16 protein-coding genes and 1 pseudogene are annotated in these 20,449 nt (G+C 36.3%); 13 read left to right on the top strand and 4 right to left on the bottom strand.

The window, feature by feature from the left end:
* The first annotated feature begins 7 nt into the window (after nucleotides 1–7).
* From Q9306_RS09765 to Q9306_RS09780, 4 genes and pseudogenes are all read left to right on the top strand, one after another.
* Nucleotides 8–1,057: a M42 family metallopeptidase gene (locus Q9306_RS09765; protein ID WP_306197737.1), complete on the top strand. Its 1,050-nt coding sequence runs from the start codon at nucleotides 8–10 to the stop codon at nucleotides 1,055–1,057.
* A 237-nt stretch (nucleotides 1,058–1,294) separates the two neighbouring features.
* Entirely contained in the window at nucleotides 1,295–3,340 is a 2,046-nt protein-coding gene (locus tag Q9306_RS09770) for a glycoside hydrolase family 13 protein (protein WP_306197739.1), read from the top strand.
* A gap of 219 nt (nucleotides 3,341–3,559) precedes the next feature.
* Nucleotides 3,560–4,033: pseudogene (locus Q9306_RS09775) on the top strand (carbonic anhydrase); the annotation flags it as partial.
* A gap of 194 nt (nucleotides 4,034–4,227) precedes the next feature.
* Entirely contained in the window at nucleotides 4,228–4,989 is a 762-nt protein-coding gene (locus tag Q9306_RS09780) for a hypothetical protein (protein WP_306197741.1), read from the top strand.
* Nucleotides 4,990–5,260: 271 nt separating this feature from the next.
* On the opposite strand, the gene Q9306_RS09785 is transcribed toward Q9306_RS09780, so the two are convergent.
* The 3 genes from Q9306_RS09785 to Q9306_RS09795 form a co-directional block, all read right to left on the bottom strand.
* Nucleotides 5,261–6,058, bottom strand: a complete 798-nt coding sequence (locus tag Q9306_RS09785; RefSeq protein ID WP_306197744.1) for a phosphotransferase enzyme family protein — start codon at nucleotides 6,056–6,058, stop codon at nucleotides 5,261–5,263.
* A 542-nt stretch (nucleotides 6,059–6,600) separates the two neighbouring features.
* The gene (locus tag Q9306_RS09790) at nucleotides 6,601–7,032 is read right to left on the bottom strand and encodes a hypothetical protein (protein ID WP_306197746.1); all 432 of its coding nucleotides are present in this window, start codon (nucleotides 7,030–7,032) and stop codon (nucleotides 6,601–6,603) included.
* Nucleotides 7,019–7,249, bottom strand: coding sequence for a helix-turn-helix transcriptional regulator (locus Q9306_RS09795; protein ID WP_306197748.1), 231 nt, complete (start codon nucleotides 7,247–7,249; stop codon nucleotides 7,019–7,021). Before Q9306_RS09795 ends, Q9306_RS09790 begins: the two co-directional genes overlap by 14 nt.
* 1,154 nt (nucleotides 7,250–8,403) lie before the next feature.
* On the opposite strand from Q9306_RS09795, the gene Q9306_RS09800 reads away from it, so the two are divergent.
* From Q9306_RS09800 to Q9306_RS09835, 8 genes are all read left to right on the top strand, one after another.
* On the top strand, nucleotides 8,404–9,408 hold the full coding sequence (locus tag Q9306_RS09800) for a proline racemase family protein (protein ID WP_306197750.1): 1,005 nt from the start codon (nucleotides 8,404–8,406) through the stop codon (nucleotides 9,406–9,408).
* Between the two features lie 48 nt (nucleotides 9,409–9,456).
* The gene (locus Q9306_RS09805; protein WP_306197752.1) at nucleotides 9,457–10,434 is read left to right on the top strand and encodes an ornithine cyclodeaminase family protein; all 978 of its coding nucleotides are present in this window, start codon (nucleotides 9,457–9,459) and stop codon (nucleotides 10,432–10,434) included.
* Nucleotides 10,435–10,713: 279 nt separating this feature from the next.
* Nucleotides 10,714–11,907, top strand: a complete 1,194-nt coding sequence (locus Q9306_RS09810) for a TerD family protein (RefSeq protein WP_306197754.1) — start codon at nucleotides 10,714–10,716, stop codon at nucleotides 11,905–11,907.
* 265 nt (nucleotides 11,908–12,172) lie between these two features.
* Nucleotides 12,173–12,568 carry a lactococcin 972 family bacteriocin gene (locus tag Q9306_RS09815; protein WP_306197756.1) on the top strand — a complete coding sequence of 132 codons (396 nt, stop codon included), beginning with the start codon at nucleotides 12,173–12,175 and terminating at the stop codon, nucleotides 12,566–12,568.
* A 380-nt stretch (nucleotides 12,569–12,948) separates the two neighbouring features.
* Nucleotides 12,949–15,102: a DUF1430 domain-containing protein gene (locus Q9306_RS09820; protein ID WP_306197758.1), complete on the top strand. Its 2,154-nt coding sequence runs from the start codon at nucleotides 12,949–12,951 to the stop codon at nucleotides 15,100–15,102.
* A gap of 2 nt (nucleotides 15,103–15,104) precedes the next feature.
* Nucleotides 15,105–15,722, top strand: a complete 618-nt coding sequence (locus Q9306_RS09825) for a putative bacteriocin export ABC transporter (RefSeq protein ID WP_306197761.1) — start codon at nucleotides 15,105–15,107, stop codon at nucleotides 15,720–15,722.
* 74 nt (nucleotides 15,723–15,796) lie between these two features.
* Nucleotides 15,797–15,991 (top strand): hypothetical protein, encoded by a 195-nt coding sequence (locus Q9306_RS09830; RefSeq protein WP_306197763.1) that lies wholly within the window; start codon nucleotides 15,797–15,799, stop codon nucleotides 15,989–15,991.
* Between the two features lie 207 nt (nucleotides 15,992–16,198).
* Complete coding sequence (locus Q9306_RS09835; protein WP_306197772.1) at nucleotides 16,199–17,980, top strand: M60 family metallopeptidase; 1,782 nt, start codon at nucleotides 16,199–16,201, stop codon at nucleotides 17,978–17,980.
* A gap of 90 nt (nucleotides 17,981–18,070) precedes the next feature.
* On the opposite strand, the gene Q9306_RS09840 is transcribed toward Q9306_RS09835, so the two are convergent.
* Nucleotides 18,071–18,355, bottom strand: a complete 285-nt coding sequence (locus tag Q9306_RS09840; RefSeq protein WP_306197773.1) for a hypothetical protein — start codon at nucleotides 18,353–18,355, stop codon at nucleotides 18,071–18,073.
* Between the two features lie 887 nt (nucleotides 18,356–19,242).
* Between Q9306_RS09840 and Q9306_RS09845 the strand changes: the two genes are divergently transcribed.
* Nucleotides 19,243–20,449: M60 family metallopeptidase (locus Q9306_RS09845; protein ID WP_306197774.1), on the top strand; the 1,207-nt coding region annotated here is incomplete at its 3' end.

Below are 20,449 nucleotides of genomic sequence, written 5' to 3' on the forward strand. Positions count from 1 at the left end.
AAAACATATGGTACATAACGTAAAAGACACAATGGAACTTATTAAACAACTCGTTTCAATCCCAAGTCCATCTGGAAATACGAACACAATTATTCATTTCATTGAGGACTACGTAAAAGAATGGAATGTAGAAACGAAGCGCAACAATAAAGGCGGCCTCATTATAACGGTAAAAGGAGAAGACGATACAAAGCAACGCCTCCTTACTGCTCACGTTGATACACTAGGCGCCATGGTAAAAGAAATTAAGGCGGACGGACGCCTGCGCTTATCCATGATTGGCGGATTTCGCTGGAATGCCGTAGAAGGAGAATATTGCGAAATCGAAACAGCGAGCGGAAAAACGTATACTGGCACAATTTTAATCCATCAAACGTCCGTACACGTATACAAAAATGCTGGAGAAGCAAAACGTGACGAACAAAACATTGAAATTCGTATCGACGAGCGTGTATCTTCACCAGAAGAAGTACGTGAACTTGGCATCGAAGTAGGGGATTTCGTATCATTTGACCCGCGCGTTCAAATGACAGACAGCGGCTACATCAAGTCTCGTCACTTAGATGACAAAGCAAGCGTAGCAATCTTACTGCAATTGATTAAAAGATTACAAGACGAAAATGTGAAACTACCATACACAACGCATTTCTTAATTTCTAATAATGAAGAAATCGGTTATGGCGGTAACTCGAATATTCCAGAAGAAACAGTAGAATACTTGGCAGTTGACATGGGAGCACTAGGCGATGGCCAAGCATCAGATGAATACACTGTATCGATCTGTGCGAAAGATTCAAGCGGTCCATATCACTATGCAATGCGCAAACATTTAGTAGAACTTGCGAAAACAAACAATATTGAATATAAAGTGGACATCTATCCATTTTACGGATCTGACGCATCAGCAGCAATTCGCGCTGGAGCAGATGTGAAACATGGACTGATTGGTCCTGGCATCGATGCATCTCACGCTTACGAGCGTACACATGAAACATCGATTGCGCATACGGAGGCGCTTATTTATGCGTATGTACAATCAGAGTTAGTAGAAGAATAATGAATAGAGAGAAGAGCTGATCTTTGGTGAGATTAGCTCTTTTTGTTTTAACATCGCATGTGGCAGAAACAGGCCCCAACCGCTACTACGCATGGCAGATGCTCTCGACCATCTAAAAAGAAAAGGGTTTTTATGTTAGTTTTCAATTTGTATTTATATATTAAAAAAATTCGTTTACTTTTAATAGATTACTTATATAATAAAAATGAAAGCACTTACATTTATAGGAGGTTTGTGATGAGAAAAGTAAAGAAAGATAGAAAAACACGCTCAATTATGCAAACGATTGCATTATCGACACTTGTTTTAGGAACATCCTTGCTGTATACGCCAGATTCATCTTCGGCCTATGCTGCTGCTAATGATAATAATGTTGAGTGGAATGGTTTATTTCACGACCAAGGTCCTGTTTATGATAGCGCGCCAGAACCGACATCTGCTCAAAGTGTGACGCTGAAATTCCGGACGTTTAAAGGGGATACTACTGGTGTCAATATAAAGTACTATGATACTGCTGACGGATCGTTCCGTGTCATTCCGATGTCGTGGGTTTCCGGAGATTCTACAGGAACGTTTGATTATTGGCAAGGAACAATCCCTGCTAGTTCTTCGCGAAAATATTATCGTTTCCAAATTACTGATGGGTCTTCTTCTGTTTGGTACAATGCGAACGGTTCTTCTACATCTGAACCATCATCAGGGGATTTTTATATTATCCCGAATTTTAAAACGCCGGATTGGATGAAAAATGGTGTTATGTATCAGATTTTCCCTGACCGCTTTTATAATGGTGATTCCTCAAATGATGTGCAAACGAATGCATACACTTATGACGGCGCATCAACTGAGAAAAAATCTTGGGGGAGCAGTGTTTATGCGGATCCTGGTCATACGAACAACCTTGTGTTTTTCGGCGGTGATTTGGCGGGAGTCAATCAGAAGCTCGGCTATATTAAGCAAACGCTGGGAGCTAACATTATTTATTTAAATCCGATTTTTAAATCTCCTTCTAACCATAAGTATGATACACAGGATTATAGGACTGTAGATCCTGCATTTGGGACAAACGAAACTTTGCGAACGCTATCATCTAATATTCATAGCACAGCAAACGGGGAAAAAGGATATTTAGTATTAGATGGTGTCTTTAACCATACCGGAGACACTCATCCATGGTTTGATAAGTACAATCAATCTTCCTTTTTAGGAGCTTTTGAGTCTCAATCTAGCCAGTGGTCTAATTATTATACATTCCAGTCTTGGCCGAATACATATGCTAGCTTTTTAGGATTCAACAGTTTGCCTAAGCTAGATTATGGAGCGAGTGGTTCACCAGTAAGAAATCAAATCTATAACAATAGTGATTCCGTAGCAAAAACGTATTTAAAAGCACCGTATAACATTGATGGCTGGCGATTAGATGCACCTCAATATACAGATGCTGGCGGTGCAGATGCCGGTGGAGGAAATGGTGGTAGTTTAGTGAATCACCAAATTTGGTCTGAATTCCGAAGTGCAGTGAAGTCTGTAAACGAGAATGCAGTAATATTTGGAGAGTACTGGGGAAATGCAAATTCTTGGACAGATCAAGGGAACCAATGGGATAGTACAACAAACTTTGATGGATTTACACAACCAGTGTCCCAGTGGATCACAGGAAAAGATTTCAGCAACAATGCAGCTTCCCTATCTACTTCTCAGTTTGATAGCTGGTTAAAAGGGACACGCGCGAATTATCCAGCAAACGTGCAGCAAGCGATGAGTAATCACTTATCAAATCACGATATTTCACGCTTTGGCGAACGTGCGGGCGGCGATATTTGGAAGACGTATTTAGCACTTATTTTTCAAATGACTTATGTTGGGACGCCAACAATCTATTACGGAGATGAATATGGCATGATGGGCGGCGCTGATCCTGACAACCGCCGGACGTTTGATTGGTCACAGGGTACGACTTCCAATCGTGCGGTAGCTTTAACGCAAAAGCTTATTAGTATTCGTGATCAATACCCAGCGTTAAGAACAGGTTCGTTCATGACGCTGCAAACAGATGATACAAATAAAATCTATTCTTATGGACGCTTTGACACAACAAACAGAATTGCAGTCGCACTTAACAATGATTCTGTAGGCCATAGCGTAACTGTCCCTGTATGGCAGCTCAGCATGCAAAATGGCAGTGTTGTTACAGACAAACTGACTGGTAAAACGTACACAGTGCAGAACGGAACTGTTACTCTTACGGTTGATGGACATTACGGTGCGATTTTAGTGCAGTAAATTGTATAACTATATAAATTCAAGTTGAAAAAACGACATATAAACACCTTTCTTTTTAGATGGGCAAGCGCATCTGGCCATGCATAGCAGCGGCTTTTATGTCGGAAAATTAAAATGGATTTATATAACATATGTTTATCCCGCATTAACGGGCAGTAAGACCCCCACCTCAAGATTCAAAGGGAAGCGAGGAAGATAGGTGGGGGATAACTGCCCGTAAAAGCTAACGATTCTACTAACTATCTCACACTTGGAGAGAGTCGCTATACGTTAAAACAATTCCATTTCCATACACCGAGTGAACATCAATTTGATGGGAAAAATACAGATATGGAAGTGCATTTCGTTCATCAAAATGATAAAAAAGAACTAGCGGTAGTTGGTGTGATGATTAAAGAAGGACAAAAAAATGAAGCACTTGCAGCAATGTGGGACAATCTGCCGAAAACAAAAAATACAAAAGATGATGTGCAGCGCACGATTGATGTCAAACAGCTTCTACCTGCAGATCAATCGTCAATTCGTTACATGGGTTCATTAACAACTCCTCCTTGTTCAGAAGGAGTACAATGGATTGTAATGAAGCAAGAAATAGAGGTGTCAAAGGAACAAATTGAAAAGTTCCGTACATTATTCCCAACAAACAATCGACCTGTACAGCCGGTCAATGAACGATCAATTTCGAAATCTTAAAGTGTTTTTGAAACAAGCAAAGGGTTCCTCGGTGAAATTGAGGAACCCTTTGCTATTTTTGTGTAAAATTCATATGGCGAAGAAGTGAACATATCAATATGCAATTTTGCATATATTTTCGAATCTATCTACATCCTTAAAACTAGATGCTAAGATGATACAGAAATGTAGAAAAAAGAAGGAGGGATTCAGATATGTTCGTTAAAAGAAAACTACCTATATTTACGTTCTTATTATTCTTATTTAGTTTAATTGTAACCGTTTTTCCTACAAATTCTGCTTATGCAGCTGAGGACAATCGTATACTTGATATTTATGGAGATCCAGTCAAGACATCTAAAGATTATATAATGGTACGTAAAATTTGGGACGGTAAGCCGAGTTATGCGGCTTTCGCAGGTGTAGGTCAGAAGAGACTTGGAGTAACTTATGAGAAATTTGCGGGTTGGCATTATGTGATTCAGTATAAAGATAAATCTTATTATGGTGCTGCTGAGACTCATAAGGATACAAAAGGGAATGAGTATTATGGTACACCTATCAATTTTGAGGCGCCAGATGGGGTAGAAAGTGATGGATATATAAGACATAATACGCCAGTTACCATGTCAATGTGGATTGGGGGGCCAAATGCTGAGGCAGGAGGAATTAAAAAATATGTCAATGCAGGGAATCGCGGATGGATTTATTTTAGCGACCAATCAAAAAGCACGTTAACAGTTCAGGAACAAAATGCAAAGGAAATTAATTTAATAACAGGTAAAACTGATTATTTTAGAGATAAAATGGGGAGACCATGTGATTGGTACAGTGCAGATCCGCAAAATTCTGAATATGGGGTTACATCATATTTTGAGCTAGAGACTTCAGAACAACCATTTTCAAATCAAGATAAACTATGGGGAAGTTCTGCGCCGCCATATCAATCTGGCTATGAATTAGTACCTTTACCATAACGATATGCAACAAACAAAAAAGCGAAGAATAATAAATATTCCTCGCTTTTTTATAATGAAATTCTAGGTGGATGCGATGCTATGTATGGAGTAGCATCGCTTTTGCTATTATAACAAAGTAAGTGGTTTTTATTATATGCAATATTGCATATATAGATTTATATATATACGCTACAATAAAAAGTTATCAGAAGTTTGAAAAAAAGAGATTATCTTTTGATAGTCTCTTTTTTTCACGCCTACACTCCGTTAGTTCACCAAGACTTTTCTCTTAAATCCACTCTTTTCCGTGTTCGCGAATGAATCGAAGTTCCTCTTGATAATGATCATAATGTCCTTCGTCGATCATTTTTTGAAACGCCATATCGCCTTCTTTGGCTTTCCTTTGTATGGTTTTACATAATCCTTCTACTCGTAGCAATACCATTTCTAAAAACCCTTTTTTTATTCCCTCCATACCATAGGAATCAAAAAACAATTTAACCCTTTGTTTGATTCGCTCAGCATCCTTTAACGAATCATAATAAATGGCTTCGCCTGCTTCCGTATGATAAAGCCTACTTAAAGGAACGCAAGTGTAAAGCGTATAGGCGATATCCCAAAGTCTTGGACCAGGAGCAGCAAAATCAAAATCAATCACACCTACTGGTTTTTCGCGATTAAAAATAATGTTATAGATGGCAAAATCATTATGGCACATCACCTCAAATGGCTGTGGGGTATTATCAATAGGTTGCCAATGTTCTTCTATTGGAAAATCACTCACCGCATCATGATAGAGACGAAGCATTTTTGCGATCCCTTTTAAAGCCTCATCCGACCACATGTATTTTTTTAACGGATAATTGCCAACTTCTCCTTCGATAAAGGATAAGATTTCTCTCCCTTTTTCATCAATACCTAGAAACTTTGGCACACCATTTAAGCCTTTGCTTTCAAGGTGCTTTAGCAATGTATGAATTTTAACACTATCAGGCTTTAATTCTCGGCGAACCGTATCTCCCAAACGATATACACTGGAGACATTCCCTCCTGTTAGTGCTTCTTCTTTTTCGTACTGACTTTTCATTAAAATTCCCCCAATTTAGGGACTCTATGATTGTGTCAACAGAGATGTATTTTTACCCATAAATAAAAGCAGATATACAAAGGTATCTGCTCGGCCATGGGAATTTAATTGTCCACACCATGTATCCCTTGAATGATTTAAGATAGACAAATAAACATATCCTTAAGAACCAAGGACCGCCACTGTCTATATCCAATTAAACAATCATTTCAAGGTATTCCACATATGTACAGATTCCCCTTTCTTTACATCTCTAAATTAGATATTACCAAGGATTGCCAACTAAGAAAAGACTTTTGTATAAAGTTTTTAAATTATTTTGCTATTTAATAGATACAAAATTACCTTAGCTTGATGGTGATGTGGTAGTGCCCGCATTTCGGAAAAAACCACGCTAGGCAAAAAAATACAATGAGCTGTCCATATGGACAGCTCATTTACATAATTCTCGTTAGCGGAAGTTAAATCTCTTCAAGACGTGTTACAAAACCTTAGCTTGATAGCGATGTAGTATTATCCCTATTTATGTAGATCGCTTCTCTCTATTCATATTTCTCGTAGTATACAAGGGTAATAATATATGTAATCCAATAGAAGCTAATTAAAAGTCCCGGAACAATAAAGATAAATCCCCATGCAATGTTTTTTGTAATGATATATCCCACAAGGCCGCCAATCAGAATAACGATAAGGCACCAAAATAAGATATCTAATGTTCTGGCTTTGCTTTTAAATATTATAAGACGATTTCGTTCATCCTGTTTTTCGACTAAATCTACTTGTGTAGCTTTCCGTGAAAAAGCACGAATAAAACCGTTAATGCCTATTGCAATAAGTAGAGCAGAAAGCAAGATACTTTTTATCTGTTCAGGTAAGAAGTCATTTGGTTTCATAATATTAAGGATAAAGGTCCATGTGCCTAATATTGTCGATATTCCGCCCCATATCAATCCCTTTTTATTATATACTTTCATACTTTTTATCCTCCAATGCTTTATTTTCTTTCAAACAACACAGTTCCTCAACTGTTGTATCAAATACCTGTGCTATTCGATATGCAAGCATGAGGGAAGGACTATATTGTTCCTTTTCGATAGATATAATTGTTCTGTTAGAAACATGCACCAAATCAGCAAGCTGTTGTTGCGTTAACCCGGCAGCTGTACGGAGTTCTTTCACTTTTGTTTTCATGTCTCACCTCTTTGTATATGAAGCTCACTTCATATGAAGTTTACTTCACAATACAACCTATATACCAAAATGTCAATATTGAATCGAAGTTTACTTCGTATTTCTACATAGCAAAACCCTACCAGTCAATTAAGGTATATAAACGGCTATCGCCGCCATTGAAGAAAATGAAACAAAACAAGGGAATTCCCATATTGGTGTTGTGACCTTTAATAGAGGAGAATCCTATCTGTATACTGTATTCATGGTCGGTTAACATAACGCCACATTATCAGCAGTAACAAAATCTCAGAAATCCATTCATACCAAGAGTTTTCTAGCTTTCCGTCCCCTTCTCTATATACAAGATTCCATACATCCCTGTCACAACAGCATTTGGCAGTTCAAACCGTTCTCATAGCCTGCATGAAATCCTGCATATCCTTAGCGTACAATATATGTATTTTGTCGTTGGGACCTCTTGAAGAGCTTGGAGAATACGTGTTTTCTCTAGGTTTTCTTTTTCATCAATAAGTGAAAGGACAGCTTGGCTAATAGGTTGTGAAAAAGAGTTTGTTTTCGGTAATAGCCGGAGGGTGCCCGATTCGCGTATTTCGCTGTCCTCTGATGAAGACCATTTTCTCACTCTCAAAAACTTTTAAATTCATAATATCATCTTTCTTTATCCCGCTATTCGTAGGCAGTAATACTCCCACCTCAAAATTCAGCGAAAGCATTGTCCAGTTCCAGTGGCTAGAATGTTCGGTGGCTTCGCTTCTTCCTACGAGGTAAAAAACACCTCTACGTCAGAAGCTCCATCCCCCTCACATTCTGGACGAGCCACTTCCACATTTCTTTGTTGTCCAGCTCTAGATGCTAGAATCTCCGGCCGTTTTGCCCCCTCGAACGAGGCAAAAAGCGCCTCTCTGTCGGGTGCGTGGGCGTCCTACGATTCTGGCGAGCTGCTTCATTCCAATACAGCATGTCACCTCATTTATCGTTATGTGTAAAAGAAAGTAGACACTGGCAAACAAATTTGTCGCTAAAAGGATACACTTTTTTGAAAAAGTGTAAAAAAAATTTAACTGAATATGAATTGTATTGTGTGCTTTATGAGTTGGCACGGTATTTGCTAATAAAAAGTAAAGAGAATATAAATAACGGAGGGACAAGAAATGAATATTAGTAAAACGTACACAACAATTGACGCGCATGTAGCGGGGGAACCACTTCGCATTATTACAGGAGGAGTACCGCCAATCAAAGGAGAAACGCAATTAGAAAGACGAGCTTATTGTATGGAGCACTTAGATCATCTTCGCGAAGTTTTGATGTATGAACCGAGAGGGCATCACGGTATGTACGGTTGTATCATCACACCGCCGGCAAGCCCGCATGCTGATTTTGGAGTATTGTTTATGCATAATGAAGGCTGGAGTACAATGTGCGGCCACGGAATTGTTGCGGTAGTTACAGTAGGAATCGAAACGGGTATGTTCGAAGTAACAGGTGAAGAACAAAGATTTATTATTGATAGCCCAGCAGGAGAAGTTATCGCGTATGCAAAATATAATGGGAACCAAGTTGAATCCGTGTCATTTGAAAACGTACCCTCTTTTGTTTACAAGAAAGATGTTCCTGTAAAAATTGATGGCCATGAATTTCAAGTAGACATCGCGTTTGGAGGAGCTTTCTATGCGGTCATCGACAGTAAAGAACTTGGTTTAAAAGTAAATTATAAAGATTTACCTGCTATTCAAACGTGGGGCGGGAAGATTAAACATTACATTGAAAGTCAAATGGAAGTAAAACATCCTCTCGAAGGAGGTTTAAAAGGCATATACGGAGTTATCTTTTCCGACGAACCAAATGGGGAAGATGCAACGTTACGCAATGTCACCATTTTTGCAGATGGCCAAGTAGACCGTTCTCCTTGCGGCACAGGTACGTCAGCTAGACTCGCAACTCTTTTCGAAAATGGGGTGCTACAAGAAGGTGGAAGTTTCGTCCACGAATGCATTACTGACGGTCAATTTGGCGGAGAAGTATTGTCATTAACGAAAGTAGGCGAATATGACGCGGTAATCCCGAAAGTAACAGGTCAGGCATTTATTACAGGGTTCCATCAATTTTTAGTGGACCCAAGAGATCCGTTAAAACAAGGATTTTTATTAGGTTAATGTTTGGAGAAGAGTTGTTTTCTTGGCTAAAGGAAAGGACGAGATAACATGTTAGTCATAAGTGCAGCTGAACAAAGAAGTTTAGTAGATATGAATGAAGTAATTGAATATGCAGCGATTGCCCTGCAAGAATTTTCGGCAGAAAGAACGATCACTCCGATTCGCTACTCACTGCCATTTGCGAATTCACAAAATACGGCCTTAATGATGCCTTCCGTAGCGGAAGAACTAGGAGCGCTTGGATTAAAAGTCGTAACGGTAGCACCGAATAATACGAAAATCGGAAAGAAAACAATTAACGGAGTTGTGATGCTCTCTGATTTTCAAACAGGAGAACCGCTCGCCCTTTTAGAAGGATCGTATTTAACAATGGTTCGAACAGGTGCCTTATCGGGCGTTGCAACGAAATACTTAGCTCGTGAAAATGCGAAAAACTTATGCATCATCGGGACAGGAGAACAAGCGAAAGGACTTGTCCAGGCTATGCTTACTGTGCGGGACATTGAAAAGATTATGCTTTATAACCGGACAGAACAAAAAGCAATCGAATTTGCCAAGTATATTAAGGAGAATTTTAATAAACCTGTTAGTGTACATACCAATGCAAATGAAGCAGTTCGCGAGGCCGATATTGTTGTCACGACAACGAACTCGTTAACACCCGTTTTTTCAGACACATTAAAACCCGGTGTTCACATAAATGCTGTCGGTTCATTCAGACCAGCGATGCAAGAACTTCCTTCTCACGTCATCTCATCAGCTGACAAAGTCGTAGTGGAATCAAAAGAAGCAGCGTTAGAAGAAACAGGTGACCTGCAAGTTCCAGTGCAAGAAGGAGTTTTTAAAGAAAACGACATTCACGCAGAACTTGGCCAAATCATAAGTGGAGAAAAAACGGGCCGGGAAAGCGATCAAGAAATTACCGTCTTTAAATCTGTCGGACTCGCTGTTGTGGATATTGTCGTGGCGAAGTATTTTTATGAGAAAGCTGTTAAAAATGGCGTAGGGACGAGGGTTGAGCTGTAGGTTGTGATATACCAGCCGAAATAAAAGAGGTTGTCATAGAATTCATTTTCTATGAACAGCCTCTTTTATTTTGGCGAAATTTGTCGAGAGGGCTTTATTTCGTGTCGAAGCGCCGATATATTCCTAAAAGCGGTCGATATACTTGAAAAAGCGCCGATATATTGGTAAGAATCGCCGAAATAATAATATGGGGGCTTTACATTTATATGAGAATGGAAAAAAGAAAGGTATAATCAAATTATATAGAAAATACGAAGTTTGTAAGAGGGGAGAATTAAGATGGTACATACTTTAGTAAAAGGACAGAAAATAGATATTACAAAAACTCATCCTGGGATAAGTAGTTTGCGTGTAGGATTGAATTGGAATGCACCGCTGAATATGGAAGTAGATGCATCGGCTTTTCTAGTAGGTGTTGATGGGAAAATTACAAAAGAAGAAGATTTCGTATTTTATGGGCAACCCTATTCGAGCTGCCAAACAGTTAAATTGAATCAAAATAGTTCAAGTAGTAATAAACAGGAATTTTTCATTGATCTCACACGTATTTCGAAGGAAGTCCAAAAAATTGTGTTTTCCATTACGATTCATAATGCAGAGGAAAAGAAGCAATTTTTTCAAGATGTGACTCATATTCAAATGAAAATAGTAAATGAACAAACAAGAGCAGAAATTATAAACTTTCCGATTACATACTCTTTTACAAATGAAAGTGCCATTATTGTAGGAGATCTGTATCGACATGCAGGAGAGTGGAAGTTTAATCCGGTTGGAGCAGGCTATTTTGGAGGATTAGCTGCGTTGTGTGAAAATTTTGGGATAGAGGTTGCAGAACAAAAAACAGCACCTAAGCCTGCAGCGCCAATAAACAAACCAGCTCAGGCTCCTAATCAAATCACTAAGATTGAACTGAAAAAGAAACAATCTGTAAATATCCAAAAATCTAAGATGGTTACAGCTACTCTTGAATGGAAAACAAATAATGACCTAGACTTATATTGTTTCTACGTAACTAAAACTGGAGAAGTAGGGAAGGTATATTATAGAAATTTAGGTTCTTCTAAAGTGTCGCCTTATATTGAACTTGATGGAGATTCACAAGAACCAGGTAAAGAAACAATTCGTATTTATCGTCCAGAAGCTTTAAAGTATATTTTATTTGCTGCGTATAGTGCTGTTAGTAATGGAGTAGGTAGTTTCTATTCTATGAAAGCAAAAGCAGTTGTGGATAACCATATGGGAAATGTCGTCACAGCACCTTTGCTTGAATGGAATGATCATGCTTACTGGGTATGCATTGCGCATATTGATTTTACAAATTCATCCGAAATGAAAATTTCTCATGTAGAAAGTTACTCTAGAGATCATTCGGAAGCTTCGCCGCTGTTGTATGAGGATGGAAGATTCCGTATGGATGTTGGCCCAGTTGAATTTAAGTATGAAGAAGACTATAAAAAGTATTTTAAATCATAGAGTCTAACAAAAATATTTCGTTTGCTTTTTCTGTAAAAGAATAGATTGATAAAGTAAAAAACGCCAACTTGTTAAAAGCAAGTTGGCGTTTTTTACTTTTAGACATGTTCATCATCCTGCACGTAAATACTTAATAAGAAAACGACTCCATATGTCAGAATATTCTTTCGTTTATTGATAAAAATTTACTATATATTCCATAAAAAACCAATTGAATGGTAATATCTAGTTGTATCACAATTACAATCTAAAGGGGCGATATATTATGAAAAAAAGCATGAAAAAAGGTATTGTAGGCGTAATTGCTGCAGGAATGTTAGCTATTCCAATGGCATCAAGTACATTTGCTGCAGAGCAATCTTCGGGGAAATCTGAAATTGTATATGAAAATGATCAATTAAAGGCTAGCAAAACTTTTGACGAAAGTAGTGTTAAGGGAGTTACATCTGGTGCTAAAGATGGCGGCTATTGGATTAGAGGAAAAAAAGGTAATCAAGTCTATTCATCTTATAAACACTACACGAAATACGGCCGTGCATCAGTAGTAAATGGTGAAGGGGATTATGAAGATGGCGGTTGGAAGCCAAAAAATCAATATAGTACGGCTAGTTTACCTTGGACAAGTGCGGGTACAAATAAAGCATATTATGATTATAAATAAAAGGAAAACAAGAGAGGTTGTTTCACCTCTCTTGTTTCTATATAAATCCAAATTTTAAAAATGACATAAAATCATCTTTTTTAGGTGGGCGAGAGCATCTGGCCATGCATAGAAGCGGTCAGTGCCTTTTTCTGCCACATGCGAAGTTTAAACAAAGAGAGAAAGCGAGTGGAAGCTCCTTTTTTTCTGCATAGCAGCAATCTATATGTTGGAAAATCAAAATGGATTCATATAGTTACATATTTTTTTAGATATTATGTAAGCCCCTTATATTGATATTTTAGTGAACAAATTTAGAAATGTATTCACTATTTAAAATTAAAAATGTAAGATAAATATATATATATTTCCATATTAGTATTTTTTTTGGAGGGGGTATTATGAAAAAGATTATTTATGTTTTATTTACTACTTTATTATTACTTGTAGCAATTTGGGGAGTAAGTATATTTAAAGAATTAAAAATGAATAAGTTACTATATGAAAATAAAACTAGTATCATCGTAAATTTTCAAGAAAGTAAACCTCATTCGAAAGATTACATTGAATATTTTCAAAAATTAGCGAAAGAACATGATGTAAGTATTTCAAGGTATATGTATAGAAATGGAAATAATCTTGTTGTATACACAACTGATGTTAGTCTACATAATCAAGTTGATTTGAAAAAAGGGAGATTCCCAAAGGAATATTCCAAAGATTTTATAAGTACTTCTGAGTTTGATGATAAGAAACAAGTTGGTGTAATGAAGCAAATAGATTCTAACCTAAAGATTACGATTCGAAATTTTGATGAGTATAAAACGTTTAGTGGGAACGGTGTATATCATATATCTACTCAAGATCCGAAAATCATCCAATCTATTCTCAATTTAATTAATAAAGATGTAGCAAATGCAGAGGTGCATGCGGAAAATAATTCTTCTATGTTCAATTTCGATATCTTTCAAATTATTTGTATGACCTTAGTGGTTCTATGTACTTATATAGCGATTACGCATTATTTGATTGATCGATTAAAAGAATTGAGTATTATGCGTATGTTAGGTTATACGCTTTGGAGTATTGCTAGTAACTTTTTCTTAAAACTGACTAAGATTATGTTCATAGCTGGTTGTACATCTTATGTATTATTTAGTCTTTATTATATTTTGAATAGAGGTTTAGATTATTATTTAGATTTAACTTTATGGTTTTGGTTGATCACTTTTATACTTATTTTGATTTTAACGATACCGATTCTTCTTATTGTTATGTCTGTATTTATAAAGAATATGAATGTATCCAAAATAAAGGGTGAAAAACCTTATACACTCGTAAATTTTTTGAATTATGGTTTAAAGTGTGTTTTTATCGTTTTTCTCTTATTCTCTATTTTCAATTGGAATCAAATACAGAATGAACTAAATCGAAAAATGGCTAACCTGTCTTTATGGAATAAGACAAAAAATATTTATTCTACGAGAGTAACATATAACGGTGAAAATAATCGGGAAGTCAATTATAAAACGGGTCAAATTATGAAAGAATTCTATCATAATATGGAGAAAGAGTATAAAGGTTTTATGATAGATGCTTCTAACTATGCCATGCTTAATAGTGAATATGTTTATAATTTAAACACAGAAGGAAAAGATGCTGAATTATCGCCTTCTGGTAAAAGCGTAACAATAAATTTAAATTATCTATATTATAACCCTATCCAATTAAGCGGCGGTACGATCAAAGAGAAGATTATAAGAGATCCAAATGTAATGAATGTATTAGTGCCTAAAAAATTTCAAAAGTATGAAAACAGAATAAAAGATGAATATAGAAAACGATTTTATTTCGAAAAAATAGAAGTGGATAACATTTATAATGAAGAGTTAAATAAGCCTATCAATACGACTAAAGAAGAAGATTTATCGGTTAACATCATATATACAGAAAATAATCAAAATTATTTTACATATAATTCAATGATTGCAGAAGAAAATAAAAATATGATTAAAGATCCTATAGCAATTGTTGATACTGGGAATTTTCATTCTTCCTCCTATTTATCATATGCTTCTGGATGTTTTTATTTTGAGTCGACGGATAAAGATCCGTATAGTTTTATTGTACCAGCAATCAACAAGAGTAATGCGCAATCATCTATTCAGCGCATCGATTCATTATATGATAAGCATGGTCAAGAGATTCAAGATTTGAAAGAGGAAAAAGAAAAATTACTCGTGTTTATTATCATGCTTATTGTAGCGAATGTAGTGATTACTTATAACGCAGTATCTAGTTATTATCAAAAAAACAAACTAGAGTTATATGTAAAAAAAATATTTGGTTATAGTTCCATTGCGAGAAATAAATTAATGATTTGTTTACTCTTAAGTATTAATGTTATCCCGATGATTATTATGTATTTTTATTTCGGTAATATTATCCTTTTATCGGGAATTGGTATTATTGCACTAGAGTTATTGGCAAGTTATGTATTTGATAAAAGATTAAGTCGCAAAACTTTCAATTCTATTATTAAAGGAGAGCATTAATAATGATTGAGTTAAAACATATTAATAAACAATTTCATGATAAAAAGATACTGGAAGATTTTCATTTAAAAATAGAGAACGGCGATTTCATTGCGATTGTTGGAGAAAGTGGAAGTGGGAAAACAACACTTTTAAATATTGTTGGTTTATTAGAAAAAGCTGACTCTGGAGATATTGTGATAGATGGTCAAATAAATCCGAATGCAAAACAAACGTTGTTGCTGCAACGCAACTGTTTTGGATATCTGTTTCAAAACTATGCTCTTATCGAAAATGAAACAGTCGAAAAAAACTTAAAAATTGCTTTAAAATACCAAAATCAAGTTGATAAAAAAGAACAGATACAACAAGCGCTCAAAGAAGTAAGTCTTTCCGGTTATGAGAAAAAGAAAATTTTTGAACTTAGCGGCGGAGAACAACAAAGAATCGCTTTAGCTCGCGTTATTTTAAAGAAATGTGATTATATTTTTGCGGATGAACCAACTGGTAACTTAGATAAAAAAAATAGAGATCAAGTCTTTGATATTTTAAAAAAAATGAATGACGAAGGAAAAACAATCTTATTTGTAACACACGACTTAGAACTAGCTGAGAAGGCAAAAAAAATGATAAGACTGTAATTTATATTCAGTGGAACGATTCAAAGAATCGTTCTTTCTTTTTGTGTGCCGAATTTTGTCGAGGGGTCTTTATCTTGTGTCGAAGCGCCGATATATTCCCAAAAGCGGTCGATATATTGGGGAAAATGGTCGATATCGTATTAGTGATTGATAGTAATGCGTCGTACAACTATGAAGCTACTACAAAAGTAATAAGGAGATTATTGAGGATTCATCCTGTTGTCTATTATGGAAGTGGAACGGGGAATTATGCGGTGGAAGTAAAATAATTGAAAGTGACGGTTATGATAGAAAATAGATGAATCCACTGTTAAAAAGGACAGACCCCTTGTTATTAGAATGTCTGTCCTTTTTTTGAAATGTAAGATAAATATTGTAATTAAATAAAAATTCGTATAATTTATATATAGAGATTATAATATAATATGCGTTTTACGTGAACGTTAGAACGAATTTAAATGAAGGGATTGATTGGTATGAAAAAAAGAAAGAATCGTAGATTACAAAAACCAATGAAAGTATTAATGACATCTGCTATTTTGACAACGGCATTATTTACACCTATTACTGTCAATAGTTTGAACGTTCATGCTGAAACTACACAAACCGAAGCGCAATATGAACAGAGGGAGTTTGATCTTCCGGGTACAGGAAGTTTTTGGGGTGAAGCGAAAAGAGAAAGAAGAGGTGAACAAAAAAACTATACGCCAACAGGAATTTATGTAAAACCGAATGAAGAAGTTACCATTGAAGTATCGGGAACGCAAAAGATAAGAGCGATTATCGGGACACATCAATATGATAAAGAATGGGGTAAAGAAATTGATCTTTCTCCTGGTACTAATAAGATTTCTTCTCCAAACGGTGGCTTATTAGGATTTGATAACTACCAAGATACAGGAACAGTTAAGGTGAAAATCACACAAGGCGGGAGCCCTGTTCCATTCTTCGAACTAGGAAAGCATACGAAAGCAGACTGGATTGCGATGATGGCTAAGTATCCAGATGCACATGCGGTACAATTAAAATCAGAGAAAGCAGTACTTACTGTTACTCAGGATAGTGCCAAGAAATATATTGTAGATCAAGATCCTGTTCCTCTATTAAAAAAATATGATGAAATGATTCGAGCGCAAGATAAAATATCCGGATTATCTGAAACAGATCCAAATCCGTTACATCGTCCAACTCACCGCATTTGGGCGTTTGTAGAAAATCCTAACGAAAAGGATTGGGGCATGTATGCAAGCTGGGATGGAGCTGTATTTACGACTGCTGGTAATGCAATCGAAAGTGCTTTAAATGTAAATGGATTTGGATGGGGACAAATGCATGAATCGGGACATACAAGACAACAATCGCCATGGACGTGGGATGACCTTCGAGGTATGGAAGAAGTAACTGTTAATCTATATTCTTTAGCTGCACAAAAGCAATTATTCCCGAATCAACCAACACGTTTAGAAAAAGAGGGAGATTACGATAGAGCCTTTGCATACTTAAAACAAACAGATAAAGAGTATAAAAATATTGATGATTTGTTTGTGAAACTTGTTATGATTTGGCAGCTTCATTTAGCATATGGGGAAGATTTTTATCCGAATCTTCACAAACTATACAGAGAATTACCAGAAGATCAACTTCCAAAAACGGATGAAGAGAAAATACAAGCATTTATTTATAATGCATCGAAAGTAGCGAAACAAAATGTACTTCCATTTTTTGATCAGTGGGGACTAAAAGCATCGGAAGAAACAAGACAAAAAATCGAAGCTTTAAATTATCCAACATTAGTTGCTCCTATATGGGAAGCAACTGACTCCAAACCTGTTAAACCACTGGCTGTATTGTCGAAAAAAACAATGAAAGCAAGTGCAAGTAGTGAGGAAGGATGGCGCGATCCAGCAAGTAACGCAATCGATGGCAAACCAGATACAATTTGGCATAGCAAGTGGAGCGCACAAAATCAATACCCATACAATTTAACATTAGAGCTTGATAAAGTACGAAAAATTTCTAAAATAGCCTGTCTTCCAAGGCAAGATTGGTCGGGCAATGGTCGTATTGTAAGCTACAATATTTACACAAGCATAGATGGCTCTAACTATCAAAAAGTATCATCTGGAACATGGAAAAGTAATGGCGGAACAGAATTCGCAACATTCAACCCTGTTTCTGCAAAATATGTAAAAATAGAAGTAACAAATGGAAGAAATGGATACGCTTCAGCAGCTGAAGTAGATATTTTGGGATATTAATCGTTTACACATATAAATGAGCACGTTATCACAGGACGGATTTTTTAATGATTTAAGAAATTGCTTTGTGATAACGTGTCTTTTTTCCTTTCAGACATGTTCATCAGTCTGATCCAGCAAATTTGCTAATATCATGCTGTTTTCTTGGTCAGCATCGTACTGCACAATGTCGTCATACTCAAACAGTTCGAAGTCTTCATCAAATTCTCGTTCCATGAAGTCAATAAATTCTTTAATATTTTCTCCTATTTCTTGATTACGGCGGAACTCCATCATAATCGCTCGAAAGCGGTGGGGCGGAACTTCACATTTAATATGATATGATTTGCTGATGCCGAAAGAATCTTTTGCATCGTATAGGATGTATGTATACAACAGGGGGTCATCTCCTTCTTATATGATGTGTATATTGTTCCATAGTTGGATGAAATTCATCCGCGTTTAGAGGTAGTCTTTTTTAACGGAATTTGTCGAATGGTCTTTATCCCGCGTCGCATCGCCGATATATTGGGAAAAACGTTCAATATCGTACCATTGATTAATGGTAATAGGGTATCAGCATGCTGTTTTCTTGATTACGGCGAAATTTCATCATAATCTCTTTAGAAGCAGAAATTTTAAATTCTGGTGTTTGTTATACCCACTATACAAATATGCAATTTTGCATATTTGTATAGTGGGTCATATTCTACATAATATCACTTCATTATTTTACAAACATTTTTAAGTTGCTCATCCAAACTGTAATCTTTCAACGAATAGGTCGCTGTTATGCAGAATAAAACATAAAATACACATGATTTCTCCTATTATCCCACCTTTGCGCATGGCTGGTTTCTTTGATAGAAAACTATATTACTATATTTTTTGTTATGAATTTCCCAATTTAATAATATATAAACTATGTTTAAGTTAGTATCGTTATGCTAGATTAGGTGTTTGCAATCAAAATACATAAATGTTTTAATATAATTAACAACCATATATATCCATTTTGGTTTTGGACATACCTACTATGCAGAATACAACATGACATGCACCCACGTTCTCCTTCTGTGGTAGGAAGGGCCCTAACGGTTTCTATGAGGTACCAGCTGCTTTCCCGATATAATTTTTACAGATAGGAATAAGTAAATTTTCGAAGTAGCCATAGTTAAGTGGAATATATATTATATTAATGTAATTATACGATATAAAAGAGTGGTCAGGATCGGTGCTTTGTATGACCATCAGAATGGATTGAAATGAAAGGACTGATTTATATGAGTAGAAGAAAGAATCATGGATTACAAAAACCAATGAAAGTATTGATGGCATCTGCTGTTATGACAACGACATTATTTACATCTATGACTGTAAATAGTTTGAACATTCATGCTGAAACTAAGCAAACCCAGGCGCAATATGAAGCGAGGACGTTTGATCTTCCAAGTACAGGACATTATCTGGGTGAAGCAGAAAGAGAAAGAAGAAGTGGGCAACGAAACTATGTGCCAACAGGAATCTATGTAAAACCGAATGAACAAGTCACAGTTGAAGTATCGGGACTATCAGGATTAGAAATGCTTAGCGCAGCTATTGGGACAAATGAATATGATAAAGAAAGGGGAAAAACATTCCGCCTTTCTCCTGGTTCTAACACAATTTCTTCTCCAAATGGTGGTTTATTATGGTTTGATAACGGTGAAGGGAAAAGAACAGTTAGGGTGAAAGTAACACAAGGCGGGAGCCCTGTTCCATTCTTTGAATTAGGAAAGCATACGAAAGCAGACTGGATTGCGATGATGGACAAGTATCCAGATGCGCAGGCTGTTCAATTAAAGTCAAAGAAAGCAGTACTTACTGTTACTCGTGATAGTGCCAAGAAATATATTGTGGATCAAGATCCTGTTCCTCTATTAAAAAAATATGATGACATGATTTTAGCGCAAGATAAAATATCGGGACTATCTGAAACAAGTTCCAATCCGTTACATCGCTCAACTCGCCGTCTTTGGGCTTTTGTAGAAAATCCTAACAACCCACCGGGTATGTACATGTATGCAGGTCAGGATGGAGTCGCATTTACTACTGATAATGGCGCAATTGTAAGTGCTTTAAATGTAAATGAATTTGGATGGGGACAAATGCATGAAGCAGGGCATACAAGGCAACAATACCCTTGGACGTGGAATGACCGCAGTGGAATGACTGAAGTAACTGTTAACCTATATTCTTTAGCTGCACAAAAACAATTATTCTCGAATCAACCAACGCGTTTAGAAAAAGAGGGGGATTACGATAGAGCCTTTGCATATTTAAAACAAACAGATAAAGAGTATAAAAATATTGATGACTTGTTTGTGAAAGTTGTTATGCTTTGGCAACTTCATTTAGCATATGGGGAAGATTTCTATCCAAATCTTCACAAACTATATCGAGAGTTACCAAAGGATAAACTGCCGGGTACTGATGAAGATAAAATACAAG

This window comes from Bacillus multifaciens, from assembly GCF_030756675.1.
Lineage (GTDB): Bacteria > Bacillota > Bacilli > Bacillales > Bacillaceae_G > Bacillus_A > Bacillus_A multifaciens.

What these genes read in the sequence shown, in the direction of transcription:
- Q9306_RS09765 (WP_306197737.1), top strand. Translation starts at nt 8, where the DNA reads ATGGTACATAACGTAAAAGACACAATGGAACTTATTAAACAACTCGTT.
- Q9306_RS09770 (WP_306197739.1), top strand. Translation starts at nt 1,295, where the DNA reads ATGAGAAAAGTAAAGAAAGATAGAAAAACACGCTCAATTATGCAAACG.
- Q9306_RS09780 (WP_306197741.1), top strand. Translation starts at nt 4,228, where the DNA reads ATGTTCGTTAAAAGAAAACTACCTATATTTACGTTCTTATTATTCTTA.
- Q9306_RS09785 (WP_306197744.1), bottom strand. Translation starts at nt 6,058, where the DNA reads ATGAAAAGTCAGTACGAAAAAGAAGAAGCACTAACAGGAGGGAATGTC.
- Q9306_RS09790 (WP_306197746.1), bottom strand. Translation starts at nt 7,032, where the DNA reads ATGAAAGTATATAATAAAAAGGGATTGATATGGGGCGGAATATCGACA.
- Q9306_RS09795 (WP_306197748.1), bottom strand. Translation starts at nt 7,249, where the DNA reads ATGAAAACAAAAGTGAAAGAACTCCGTACAGCTGCCGGGTTAACGCAA.
- Q9306_RS09800 (WP_306197750.1), top strand. Translation starts at nt 8,404, where the DNA reads ATGAATATTAGTAAAACGTACACAACAATTGACGCGCATGTAGCGGGG.
- Q9306_RS09805 (WP_306197752.1), top strand. Translation starts at nt 9,457, where the DNA reads ATGTTAGTCATAAGTGCAGCTGAACAAAGAAGTTTAGTAGATATGAAT.
- Q9306_RS09810 (WP_306197754.1), top strand. Translation starts at nt 10,714, where the DNA reads ATGGTACATACTTTAGTAAAAGGACAGAAAATAGATATTACAAAAACT.
- Q9306_RS09815 (WP_306197756.1), top strand. Translation starts at nt 12,173, where the DNA reads ATGAAAAAAAGCATGAAAAAAGGTATTGTAGGCGTAATTGCTGCAGGA.
- Q9306_RS09820 (WP_306197758.1), top strand. Translation starts at nt 12,949, where the DNA reads ATGAAAAAGATTATTTATGTTTTATTTACTACTTTATTATTACTTGTA.
- Q9306_RS09825 (WP_306197761.1), top strand. Translation starts at nt 15,105, where the DNA reads ATGATTGAGTTAAAACATATTAATAAACAATTTCATGATAAAAAGATA.
- Q9306_RS09835 (WP_306197772.1), top strand. Translation starts at nt 16,199, where the DNA reads ATGAAAAAAAGAAAGAATCGTAGATTACAAAAACCAATGAAAGTATTA.